This is a genomic window from Rothia sp. HMSC071F11, from assembly GCF_001809115.1.
Lineage (GTDB): Bacteria > Actinomycetota > Actinomycetes > Actinomycetales > Micrococcaceae > Rothia > Rothia dentocariosa.
The window spans coordinates 191,484-201,841 of sequence record NZ_KV795741.1; the positions used below are offsets into that span (position 1 = coordinate 191,484).

General features: G+C 50.9%; 13 protein-coding genes and 1 pseudogene. 8 read left to right on the forward strand and 6 right to left on the reverse strand.

What is annotated here, in order from left to right:
* Window positions 1-328 precede the first annotated feature (328 nt).
* The 6 genes and pseudogenes from HMPREF2554_RS11935 to HMPREF2554_RS03925 all read left to right on the forward strand — a co-directional run bounded on the left by HMPREF2554_RS11935 (window position 329) and on the right by HMPREF2554_RS03925 (window position 3,461).
* Window positions 329-1,072, forward strand: a complete 744-nt coding sequence (locus HMPREF2554_RS11935; protein ID WP_305793968.1) for a 1,4-beta-cellobiosidase — start codon at window positions 329-331, stop codon at window positions 1,070-1,072.
* Between the two features lie 226 nt (window positions 1,073-1,298).
* Window positions 1,299-1,526, forward strand: coding sequence for a YdeI/OmpD-associated family protein (locus HMPREF2554_RS03910; RefSeq protein WP_013397528.1), 228 nt, complete (start codon window positions 1,299-1,301; stop codon window positions 1,524-1,526).
* Window positions 1,527-1,637: 111 nt separating this feature from the next.
* A complete protein-coding gene (locus HMPREF2554_RS03915; protein ID WP_013397527.1) occupies window positions 1,638-2,099 on the forward strand; it encodes a DUF2867 domain-containing protein in 462 nt (153 codons plus the stop codon).
* A gap of 97 nt (window positions 2,100-2,196) precedes the next feature.
* Window positions 2,197-2,829 (forward strand): annotated as a pseudogene (locus HMPREF2554_RS11205) (class I SAM-dependent methyltransferase); the annotation flags it as partial.
* A 66-nt stretch (window positions 2,830-2,895) separates the two neighbouring features.
* Window positions 2,896-3,093, forward strand: a complete 198-nt coding sequence (locus HMPREF2554_RS03920) for a type II toxin-antitoxin system VapB family antitoxin (RefSeq protein WP_013397525.1) — start codon at window positions 2,896-2,898, stop codon at window positions 3,091-3,093.
* Complete coding sequence (locus HMPREF2554_RS03925) at window positions 3,090-3,461, forward strand: type II toxin-antitoxin system VapC family toxin (RefSeq protein WP_013397524.1); 372 nt, start codon at window positions 3,090-3,092, stop codon at window positions 3,459-3,461. Before HMPREF2554_RS03920 ends, HMPREF2554_RS03925 begins: the two co-directional genes overlap by 4 nt.
* A gap of 139 nt (window positions 3,462-3,600) precedes the next feature.
* Here the strand turns inward: HMPREF2554_RS03925 and HMPREF2554_RS03930 are convergent, their stop codons facing one another.
* The 4 genes from HMPREF2554_RS03930 to HMPREF2554_RS03945 form a co-directional block, all read right to left on the reverse strand.
* Window positions 3,601-3,858, reverse strand: coding sequence for a GlsB/YeaQ/YmgE family stress response membrane protein (locus HMPREF2554_RS03930; RefSeq protein WP_037231102.1), 258 nt, complete (start codon window positions 3,856-3,858; stop codon window positions 3,601-3,603).
* 376 nt (window positions 3,859-4,234) lie between these two features.
* Window positions 4,235-5,050 carry a class I SAM-dependent methyltransferase gene (locus HMPREF2554_RS03935; RefSeq protein WP_013397522.1) on the reverse strand — a complete coding sequence of 272 codons (816 nt, stop codon included), beginning with the start codon at window positions 5,048-5,050 and terminating at the stop codon, window positions 4,235-4,237.
* Window positions 5,051-5,379: 329 nt separating this feature from the next.
* Window positions 5,380-5,568 carry a hypothetical protein gene (locus tag HMPREF2554_RS03940; RefSeq protein ID WP_080556853.1) on the reverse strand — a complete coding sequence of 63 codons (189 nt, stop codon included), beginning with the start codon at window positions 5,566-5,568 and terminating at the stop codon, window positions 5,380-5,382.
* Window positions 5,569-5,717: 149 nt separating this feature from the next.
* Window positions 5,718-6,677, reverse strand: coding sequence for an NADP-dependent oxidoreductase (locus HMPREF2554_RS03945; protein ID WP_041321519.1), 960 nt, complete (start codon window positions 6,675-6,677; stop codon window positions 5,718-5,720).
* Between the two features lie 299 nt (window positions 6,678-6,976).
* Here HMPREF2554_RS03945 and HMPREF2554_RS03950 point away from each other — a divergent pair, with 299 nt between their 5' ends.
* Window positions 6,977-7,609, forward strand: coding sequence for a DJ-1/PfpI family protein (locus tag HMPREF2554_RS03950; RefSeq protein ID WP_041321836.1), 633 nt, complete (start codon window positions 6,977-6,979; stop codon window positions 7,607-7,609).
* Between the two features lie 122 nt (window positions 7,610-7,731).
* Here the strand turns inward: HMPREF2554_RS03950 and HMPREF2554_RS03955 are convergent, their stop codons facing one another.
* Window positions 7,732-8,514, reverse strand: a complete 783-nt coding sequence (locus tag HMPREF2554_RS03955) for an SDR family NAD(P)-dependent oxidoreductase (RefSeq protein WP_013397517.1) — start codon at window positions 8,512-8,514, stop codon at window positions 7,732-7,734.
* Between the two features lie 131 nt (window positions 8,515-8,645).
* Window positions 8,646-9,005, reverse strand: a complete 360-nt coding sequence (locus tag HMPREF2554_RS03960; protein WP_013397516.1) for a nuclear transport factor 2 family protein — start codon at window positions 9,003-9,005, stop codon at window positions 8,646-8,648.
* Window positions 9,006-9,098: 93 nt separating this feature from the next.
* Between HMPREF2554_RS03960 and HMPREF2554_RS03965 the strand changes: the two genes are divergently transcribed.
* Window positions 9,099-9,755 (forward strand): TetR/AcrR family transcriptional regulator, encoded by a 657-nt coding sequence (locus HMPREF2554_RS03965; RefSeq protein WP_013397515.1) that lies wholly within the window; start codon window positions 9,099-9,101, stop codon window positions 9,753-9,755.
* Window positions 9,756-10,358: the final 603 nt, after the last annotated feature.

The window sequence follows — 10,358 nt, forward strand, 5'->3', positions numbered from 1 at the left end:
GGGGGGGGGCTAACGTCGTCGTGGGTTATGGGTTGGGGAGAATGTTAAAAATTCTATACCGGTGGAAGCCACCGTCTTGGAAATATGTGCGACAGTATAAATTTATGATTTTTCAAAATATTAATAATCGTGTTAGTTGATTCGTTCATAAATAAAATTTAGTTTAGATATATAAGGTAATTCAATTTCTTTAATGTGTAATACACAGGTGTAACTATATCTCGTGGTAAAAAATATTTGCAAAATCTGGAAAATTCCTGACAATACATGTGAGCTATGCGACGGTTAAAACACCAGCTGATATTTATCAGGAGAAAGGATGCAAATCATGACAACCACGAAGATTGCCGCATGTGTATCTCTGGCTGCTGCTGGCATCTTGGCTTTGAGCGCCTGCGGCTCAAATAGTGCGAATGATTCTTCAAGTTCGTCCTCGGCTTCTTCTTCGTCAAGTTCATCTCGTGCTTCTAGCTCCACAGGAAGCTCCAGCGCTGTGAATAACGGCGGTGGAACATCTGGAAATTCCGGTTCAGGCGCTAACGGTGGCGCAGGTGCGGAACAGAATTCCGGTAATGGCTCAGTGCAGGGTGACGGCGGTACCAGTGCTGGTACCGGCGCTAATGGAGGCGGCGCCCAGGCAGATCAGGGTGCTGGAGCTAACGGCGGTGTCGCTGGCGGCGGAACCCAACAACAGGGCGCCCCCGGAAAGACAGCGAACCAAAATCCCGGTTCTGAAGGGTATGTGCAGGTTGCTGAAGACGGATCCTGGACTGCAACCGAACCCGACGGTGAAATCGTGAGGGTATATCCCGATGGGTCGTGGGATCGGAGCAATCCAGCCACCGGAAACACCGATTGGGTGGGTGCCGATGGGTCCTGGATTACAAATGAAAATGGTCTGCCCAACGGCTCCAATAAGAACTCACAGGTGCAACCTAATGGTACCTACGAGGTCAGGATGAACGGTGAAGCGTCTCATGAGACCCCAAGTGGAACGCCTGAAACCCCCGTGATGCCCAATGGTTCGAATGCGGTAACCCCTAAGGGAGCAGTTCAGCCGGCAAAGCGCTGATATCTTTTTGAAAGAAACGGTTGGCGCGCATCCTTACCATCGCAGGATGCGCGCCTCTCTACCTAGGTGAGGTGAAGGCTAGCAAGAACCACCCTCAGGAGCATCGTGACCCGCGGAAAATACTGGCCCGGTATAGTTCGCGCTTACCTGAAATCTTGAACCTGCCACCGTGCTACAGGTAGCGTGGAATACAGGTACACGATAAACACCCATCTCAGGAGGCTTTATGCGCGAACAACACACTATGCCGAAAGATATTGCGGCGGCCCTGAAAAACGCGGGGTTACGCACCGACTATAAGGCTCGACCAGCGTATCAGCGTAACGACTATATTGGTTGGATCAACCGCGCCAAGACACCGGCGATGCGTATCGAGCGCCTCGAACAAATGCTCACCGAGCTGGCGCAGGGCGGTATCTATATGGGCAAGGAACATAAGGCCTCACGCAAATAGTCCGTATCCTGAAAAACGCACCTTAAGGCGTATTGCGCACCCTCTAGGGGTAGGCGATACGCCTTTACCTGCGTTATTTAGGTCCGCTGAGCACGTTTAGGAGCCTTGAACATGCGATTTAACGATATGAACTTTTCTGATGGTCACTATGTGCAGATACCCGCTAGTTGGGACGCCCAGGAATTTACCCACCGCTTTTTATCTGCAACCCCTCCGTGGGTTCGTGTGATAATGCGGGTCCGTAACCGTGTTGTACAGAAAATGGGGTTTACAGTACAGCCCGCAACGAAATCCACTCAATTGGAGGTCGCGGTTGGTTCATCAGCGGGCCCCTTTACGTTTACTGAGGTCACCGATGAGCATGTTATCGGTGGCCATAAGGATAAGCATATAGAGTTCTCCTCAAAATTCGTGGTTACCGCTGCTGAGGAGGGCAGCACGTCTGCGCGTGGCGGGATTGAAACACATGCTCAGCCTCAATCGGCTGTGGGGAAGGTGTACCTAACATGTATCTGGCCTTTCCATAAGATCCTGGTGCCTTATATGCTGCGTCAAGTCGAGATAAAACCGTGAGCACAAAAGGCTATGATCCTCGCACGGTGAATTCTACGATGAAGACAACCCCAATAAGGCGGACCATGATTATTACCGTTCTCTAGCTCATCGGCGTAATGCCCAAAGAATCCTTGACCTAGGATGCGGTACCGACATACTCACCGTAACTTTAGCTCAATCGGGGCGTGCTGTTATCGGTGTAGACCCGTCAGCATCAATGTTAGAGTACGCACGCAGTCGCCCCGGTGCTTCCAAAATCCGGTGGATTCTGGGGGATAGCCGAAATGCTCCCGACCATGGCTTCGATTTGGTAGTGATGACTGGTAATGTGGCGCAACACATCCCTAGCCCACAGTGGGAAAAGACCTTGAATGACCTACATCGTATAATGCGCTCAGGTGGAATGCTCGCGTTCGAGAGCCGTAATCCAGCATGTCGGGCCTGGGAAAGTTGGACTACGTCTACTACGACTCGCTCTACACGGCACGGACTGATATCTGAATGGTCAGAAGCGGTTGCGCCTGATAATAATGGGCAGGTTCTGCACCGCACTAACTATCACTTCATGGACTCTGGAGAGACTGTGGTCCAAGAGAGTATCCTAACTTTTCGAGATAAAAAGACATTAGGCTACCAGCTGCAGAATGCAGGATTTGAAATACATGCCGTATGGGGTGACTGGTGCCGCACCCCTTTTGATGGCACTCAACCGATTATGGTTTTTGAGGCTGCGGTGCCAACGGGGTAGATATGCAAAATAAGGCAGCATCATTATCCGCACCATGAGTATGATATTACTGATGTGGAGGTTATTATGCGTATAACTGTGACCTTGGATGAAAAAGTTGTTGCTAAGGTGGCGAAACTAACCGGTATTGAAGAACGTTCAGTCTTGGTGCGTGAGGCTATGGAAACCCTATTACGTATCGAAAATGGGCGTCTGCTCGCTGCATTAGGAGGTTCCGACCCTCAAGCCCAGGCGGCTCCGCGGCATCGAAATGTGCAGTCATGATTTTAGTTGATACCAATGTTTGGATAGATCATCTGCATCGTACAGAGCCCGAACTATCAGAGCTCCTGATGAGTGATGAAATTTGCTGTCATGATTTAGTGCTTACAGAACTAGCTCTTGGGTCTCTTAAAAAGCGGAACGAGTTCCTGTCTGCCCTGAGCGAGCTAAAACAACTTCCCACAGTCGATGATCACGAAGTGCGGTGGTTTATCGAGAAACGTAAGCTGTGGGGACGCGGTTTATCTGCTGTTGATGTGCACCTTTTAGCCTCGGTTGTGGTAGTTCCAGGAACTACTCTGTGGACTCGTGACAAACGTTTGCGCGATGTGGCACAAGACCTGGGGTGTCGGTTCGAGAATGATGGATGATACGCATCCTAATCTGTGCTCTGGCCAAATACAGGAGGTGATTTAGTCTGTCTTTAACTAGCGCACCCATAACACACAATAAAAGCGGATCCTCGAAACAGAATGTTCGAGGATCCGCTTTTGCAGAATGTGGAAGAAGCTACTTCTTGTGTGTGACGCTCAAGTAGATGGAGATAGCGACCATCGCGGCGATAATCGAAAGAATCCAGCGGATCCAGTCGATACCGGCGGTTTCAGCAACGCCAAGCAGACCAGCTACCCAGCCTCCGACAAATGCGCCGACAGCACCCAAGATGATGGTCCAAAGAATAGAAATATTCTGCTGACCCTTCATGAACAGGCGGGCAAGGGCGCCAATAATAGCACCCGCAATAATCATCCCAATAAGCTGACCCATAGATACCTCCTTGCGGTTTGGATGAGTCATATACTGCGCAGAGTTCCATAGACTTTGCACACGAGCGATAATGTGTGGTTATCGCATATGAACCCTCAATTGTACAGTACAAATTACTTGATGGGTAAACTATATGTGTATGCGGTTCCAACCCGGATTGTATACTATGCGGAGCCTGCGAAGCTATAACCCCAGGAGCAGAAAAGAGCAGCTGGGGTAAGACGCGCTAAAAGGCAACGGGTTCTGGCTTGTTACCTCACCCATTTTCGGAATGCGGTTTATTTCCTGCTGCGCTTGAAATAGTGCCCCGGCGGGTAAATCGCCGGATCCTGCTTGTGCAGGAAGAATAATCTGATGACGCTTGAAATACGCAGGGTTAGTCTATCCGGTAGTGGAGCATACGGAAGGATTCCTTCAGGAATGGTAAACGCCGCGCTATCATGGCAGACAGTGCCCCGCTCTTCTTCCACGCCGGAAAGTCTGTCATCAGCCGTTTAGCGCTCACCAAGCGAAGGTTATGAGCCCAACGCTCGGGTTCATGATCGTCGTCGCATCCAAAAACGAATCGCGCGCGGGAGTGCTTAAGTGCTTCGTGCTGATCGGAATGCGTAACCATCCACGAGTTTATGACGTCGAACGCGATCTCACTGCCGTGAAAACGCTGCGCAAGATCGCGGAACAAAGCGCGTACCGTGTAACGGTCAAAGTACATCATCATGCCTTCAATCACGAACAGAAATTGGGCATTCGGCTGCAGATCGTTCAGCTCGTCCATCCAACCCGCGTCGAAGGCTGAGGTTCCCAGGAAAACTTCACTGCCTTGCGGGGGCAGCAACTTTATACGCAAAGTCATCACATCGGGTAAATCTAGGCTGTAAAACGGCACGTTCTGCGCGATTTCACCGATGCGTTCCCGGCGGCTGTCTAGACCGCATCCAACATTAACGATCACCGGGTTAGGCTGGCGCTTAATAAAATCGGCCGCCAGTCGGTCAAAGTAATCTGAGCGAATCGCGGTGCCGACAACGGTGTGAATAATGTTATCAAATTTAGAGAAATTGTAGTCTAACTGCGAAACGATGCGCCCCGCTGCCTCATCTTTGATGATTGGGTCGGGCTGTTGCGAGGCGAGGTGCTTCATGTATAGGGGGATAAGCAAGGTCTCGCTGATGGCATCTTCGATTTTCAGCATAGGAAAAGGTCCCTTTCAGCTTTGACGAGGAGGTTAGCTTATCCTTAGTATACCGCGCGAGAACCTTTATTTTTAGGGTCTTTTCCAAAGGTTTTTATGCGGCGGCGCAAGATTGAGGAGTGAGTGCTACATGGGCGAGGGGCGGCTCTAGACATGTAAAGAAGAACCGTGTGAGGCACATACTGGTGCATATTCAGGTTCTTATTCCGGCGTTACAACCACAACATGACAAAGCGGGAGCATTTTCTTCATTCGGGAGCAGTTAAAGTGCTCCCGAATGAAGAAAATGCTCCCGAATTGAGCGTTACCGCAAGAGAGGGACTCTTCCATTACCTAAACAAATCCCACACGCTGAAGGTCGTGCGGCGGTAGATAGCCCCTTTTACGGCTCGCTTCGGGTTTTTCACAAACCCCATGCCGCGCTTACCATAACCGGGAATCACAGCACTTTTTACGGCGCGTTTTGCCCGACCGGTGGTGCGGGCCTTAATCATTCGTTTCACACTGGGTTTACGCATACCAATTCTCATACCTTTAGCCTACTCCCAGCGCCGCAAACATGCGTGCCGCATCGTCACGGTCATGCATAAAGGCGAGGCTTTGAGTGCATAGCCACCACATTGTGGCCATATGTCAAAACCTCGCCCGTATAAATAACCAAAGAGAGTTACATAACCACTACGAGTTTGCCGCGTGTATGTTTCTCGGCTACACGATCTTGCGCGGCGCCAAGTTCCTCAAGTGAGTATTTCTTCTCAATAACTGGGCGCAGCTGACCACGCTCGACGGCATTGGTAATCCACTTCATGGCCTCGGACGATGCCTTGGTCGCCAGCAGGAAACCCACGCGACGGTTCGTGAACAGCGAGGTCAGCACCGCCGGAAGACCGTCAGGCGAGACCGTCATCATGCGCCCGCCCGGCTTCAAGTAGTTGCGGTAAAACGCGGTCACAACGCCTCCGCAGTCCAGGATCGCATCGAATTTCTCAACCTTTTCGGGGTCTGGCAGAGCCTCATGGTCGTATGCCTCAATCGAACCTAGCTCGCGGCACAGAGCTATATTTTCTTCGGCAGAAACAGTCGCCACCTGAGCCCCCAAAATCTGCCCGATCTGCAGTGCGGCATGCCCTACACCGCCGCTAGCACCCACCACCAGCAAACGCTGACCGGCCTGGAGTTTCAGGTTCTTGCGGAGCACCTGCAGGGCGGCAAGGCTCACGAGCGGCAGTGCCGCCGCATCAATTTGGTTCTGGATGCGCGGTGCATGGTGAATCCGGTTCTCACGGAATAGAACGTATTCGGCTGCTGTGCCGGTGGGTGCCATAGAAATGGAGCCGTTGAACCCCCACACGATATCGCCAACTTTGTAGTCCATCACGCCGGTGCCCACGCTGACAATCTCGCCGAGCGCATCCACACCGGTACCTTTGGGGAAGCGTTTGCCCGTAAAAAGCCGCATTTCGCCTTCGCGCACGATCACGTCAATGCGATTCACGCTGAAGGCCTGCACGCGTACCAACACCTGGCCGGGGCGGGGAGATGGCACGGGAACTTCGTTGATCGTGAGCAGATCAGACCCGCCAAATTTGTCGTATTGTACGGCGCGCATTGTGGTTGGTAGCGACATATTTATCTCTTTCTTATCGGTCATTGCGGAAGCATCGGTGTAGGATGCACGGCATTCGACATGAGAACCGCAGCTGTGTAATGGGCGACGGCACCCAAAATAATGCCTCTGTGTTTAACTCTAACCTGTATGCGTGCCAAACCGTGATAAATGACGGTTTTACGACGGGCACCCGGGTATATTTCCAGGCATACAAACCTGCAGCACATGCCTGAGCGCATAATAAAAACCCTTGATGTGAATAAAACGTTGAAGAATCGTGCTTGATTCACATAAAGACCCTTTTTAGCATGGGTGCTATGACGACTACATCTGTGTACTGTCTTTTCTTCGACGGTTATGAGACTCTCGACGCTATGGGACCTATCGAATTTTTGCACCGTGTGCCTGATGTGCGTATGCGGTATATCTCGGTGGCGGGCGCATCCGAAAACGGTGGTTCATTGGTACGTTCCGCCCAGGGCTTTACCCTCAAGACGGAAATCGTTGAAAGTCTTCCTCCGGGGAGCATTCTTCTGATTCCAGGAGGTATAGGTACGCGCTCTCTCGTAATGAATAACCTATTCCTGCAAAACCTTGCGAAATTGGTACAGCAAAGCCAAACCTGCCTAACAGTCTGCACCGGAGCGGCACTTCTTGCCGCCACAGGTGTTCTTGACGGGAAGCCTGCTACTACTAACAAACGTGCCTTCGAGTGGGTGCGTGGGACGCGCCCACAGGTGGGGTGGCGGCAGAAGGCGCGTTGGGTGAGCACAGAGAAGTTTTATACATCCTCGGGAGTTTCGGCGGGTATGGATATGACCCTAGGTTTTATCGCCGACCGGTGGGGTTTGGAAACGGCTCAAGAGATCGCGTCCCGCTGCGAATATCTGTGGCAAAATGACCCGGATACTGACCCATTTGCACATTCTGCCGAGTTCGAATCAGCGTAGCTTCCTCCCAGCGCATAAAAAGACCCTTTATACGAATAAAGCGTTAGAAAATCCGCTTGATTCGTATAAAGAGCCTTTTTTACAACACTAGGGAGAGGGGAGGGGAGAACAGGGCAGCAAGCCTAGTGCGTCGTAACACCACCATCCACGCTCAATACCGCGCCGGTCACCCATGCGGCTGCATCCGATGCCAAAAACGCGGCGGCACGCCCAATATCATCAACATTCCCGATGCGCCCCAACGGAATCAACGCCGAGGCATTTTGCTTCATTTGCTCCTGCGCTTCAGGCGGCATCGCAGAAACATTGCGCAGCAATTGTGGAGTTTCGACCATTCCCGGCGCAATCGCATTCACGCGCACTCCGGCGGAACCCGTCTCAAACGCTAATGACTGTGTGAAAAGATTTAATGCGCCCTTTGTCATGGAATAGACCGTCGAAGGGCGCCCGGGAAGCATTCGCTTCGAAAAATATGACGAAATGTTAACAATATTGCCAGAATTTTTAGCGAGTTCAGGCAATAACTTTTGTGCCAAGAAATACGGGGCTTTGACGTTGAGATTAAAATGCTCGTCAAAAGCGTTCTCATCGGTTTGCTCAAAGGGAATAAACCGTGCAATACCGGCATTATTGACCAGCACATCAATACTTCCCAAAATATCAAGGGCGTGCTCGGCGGCACGGTGTACTTCAGAAATATCCGTTAAATCTGCTGCGAAGGTGTGCACGGTCACGGGGTATTCGCTCAAGCGCGCGCTGGCTTCTGCAAGTTTTGTGGGGGTGCGAGCAATGAGGAATAGGTTAGCACCTTGGCGGGCAAATTCTTCGGCAATACCGTAGCCGATACCGTCGCTTCCGCCGGTAATAACGGCATTCTTGCCGGAAAGCGCAGAATTGGTATTCATGATGATCTCCTTGGGGGAGGGAATGAGTGATAAAGAGTAATTCCCGCATAAAACCTGCTATCTCAGGCGAGAGCAGCGAATGTGCTGCGGGTATTAGAGAGCTGAAGTTGAATGAAAGCGACTAGAAAGCTTTACTCGCCTTTTATAAAGGCCATAAAGGCGGCGCCGTCAAGATAGATGCTGGAGGCAATAATTTTGCCGTCTCGCACTGTGAGAAATTCCGGAACCTCAAAAATCTGGGTGTCTCCTGCGGGGGACTTTGCGGTGTAGCGCGCAATAACCGCCGCTTTGTCACCTTCAACCACAAGATGTGCAAGCTCAACATTAGTGGTGGAATTAAAAAAATTTCCGGCACCCTGCAGATAATCTTGTTTGCCAAGATTTTGTTCTGCACTGTTGAATCCGTAGGCTAATTTATCGGAAATGTAGTCTTGCCAATTTTCGGCGTGAATTGCCGAATAGTAATTCAGGACGGTCTGCTTAGTAGTCATTTGACCCTCTCGCGAATAGAATATATGACATGCGGGTATAACCCACGCATTTAACTGTAACAGACATGTTCTATTTATTAGGGTAATAACTACGTGATTGATTCATCTAAGCCATTGCGAGCTGATGCGCGGCGCACGGTCAATATCGTGCTTCACGCCGCCGAACAAGTATTGCGCCGAGACCCAACCGCCTCGCTAGAGCAGGTGGCTACGGTTGCAGGAGTCACTCGAACAACTATTCATCGCAGATTCGCCAGCCGCGAGGCTCTTCTCGCGGAGCTGAGTAATATTGCCGTTAGAGAATTTTATGAAGCATTTGAGTCAGCAAGTCCCGAGACCGCTCCTGTAATGGTGGCGCTGCATCGCCTGACCGTTAACGTGATGCGGGTGAAGGCGATCTGGTTGTATGCGATGGCGCATCTGAGCGATGATGATCCCGCCGTGATTACAAAACAACGCACTCTTTTAGGGCGTTTGGGTAAGGTTTTTGAGCGTGCACAGCGTGAGGGCTATATCGCTGCAGATGTAGACCTTATCTGGGCGCAGCGTATGTTCCGTGCCATGACTGACGAGGCGGTAGCTGGTATCACCGGCACCGGCATGGGGGCTAAAGCCCCGCCAATGCCGACCGGGCCGGATGATTTGGCCAGACTGGAGGCGGTTGTAGACGATGCCGAGCTAGACCGCCTAACCACTTTGATTATGCACACTTTGTTCACTGGAATTGGAACCCACGAACCCTCTATATGACATGCAATCAGCGAGATGGATACAAGACCTTATTCGGTAGAAAGTATCTAACCTAGCTCGTGAAATATTGCATTATTGCCCGCCTTGGATCGTAAGAGTGAAGGATAAAAATACGCAGAGTTTAACCGCGTTTCGGTAGTCCACCAGGCAGATACCTACTGGGAAAAAGTTGGTGAGAAACAACATATACTCCTCAACAAAAGGTATGAATCACCCCGCAATACCGTGGGGAGCCGGTAGACGCTATTGTGCACCAGAATGGTTTTACCCAACCAACGTGAGAATAGAGGCTGTATCTCGCGCCACTCAACGCCCCATGACACGGGCGGCGTGCGGTATGTTTTTGTGGGTCTCCACCTTGTTGCGCTCATGGTGCACTTCGAGTAGAAACACTCGATGCAATCGAACATCAGAGGAGAGTCGGGGAACCTGTTTGCCAGTGTGCGTACAAAATTCGGTGAGCTACGTCAAAATATCTAATGGATAAGGTGCGCTCATAATAATTCTGATACATCCCTACAATTCAAGATATGCTTCGCCTGTATCAAAAACGAGAGGCGGAGCTATATTTTTCTGTAAAAACTTAATGGAGAAATTTTTTAT

Bases quoted from the DNA above. Each gene is read 5' to 3' on its own strand.
- HMPREF2554_RS11935 (WP_305793968.1), top strand. From the start codon at position 329: ATGACAACCACGAAGATTGCCGCATGTGTATCTCTGGCTGCTGCTGGC.
- HMPREF2554_RS03910 (WP_013397528.1), top strand. From the start codon at position 1,299: ATGCGCGAACAACACACTATGCCGAAAGATATTGCGGCGGCCCTGAAA.
- HMPREF2554_RS03915 (WP_013397527.1), top strand. From the start codon at position 1,638: ATGCGATTTAACGATATGAACTTTTCTGATGGTCACTATGTGCAGATA.
- HMPREF2554_RS03920 (WP_013397525.1), top strand. From the start codon at position 2,896: ATGCGTATAACTGTGACCTTGGATGAAAAAGTTGTTGCTAAGGTGGCG.
- HMPREF2554_RS03925 (WP_013397524.1), top strand. From the start codon at position 3,090: ATGATTTTAGTTGATACCAATGTTTGGATAGATCATCTGCATCGTACA.
- HMPREF2554_RS03930 (WP_037231102.1), bottom strand. From the start codon at position 3,858: ATGGGTCAGCTTATTGGGATGATTATTGCGGGTGCTATTATTGGCGCC.
- HMPREF2554_RS03935 (WP_013397522.1), bottom strand. From the start codon at position 5,050: ATGCTGAAAATCGAAGATGCCATCAGCGAGACCTTGCTTATCCCCCTA.
- HMPREF2554_RS03940 (WP_080556853.1), bottom strand. From the start codon at position 5,568: ATGCGTAAACCCAGTGTGAAACGAATGATTAAGGCCCGCACCACCGGT.
- HMPREF2554_RS03945 (WP_041321519.1), bottom strand. From the start codon at position 6,677: ATGTCGCTACCAACCACAATGCGCGCCGTACAATACGACAAATTTGGC.
- HMPREF2554_RS03950 (WP_041321836.1), top strand. From the start codon at position 6,977: ATGACGACTACATCTGTGTACTGTCTTTTCTTCGACGGTTATGAGACT.
- HMPREF2554_RS03955 (WP_013397517.1), bottom strand. From the start codon at position 8,514: ATGAATACCAATTCTGCGCTTTCCGGCAAGAATGCCGTTATTACCGGC.
- HMPREF2554_RS03960 (WP_013397516.1), bottom strand. From the start codon at position 9,005: ATGACTACTAAGCAGACCGTCCTGAATTACTATTCGGCAATTCACGCC.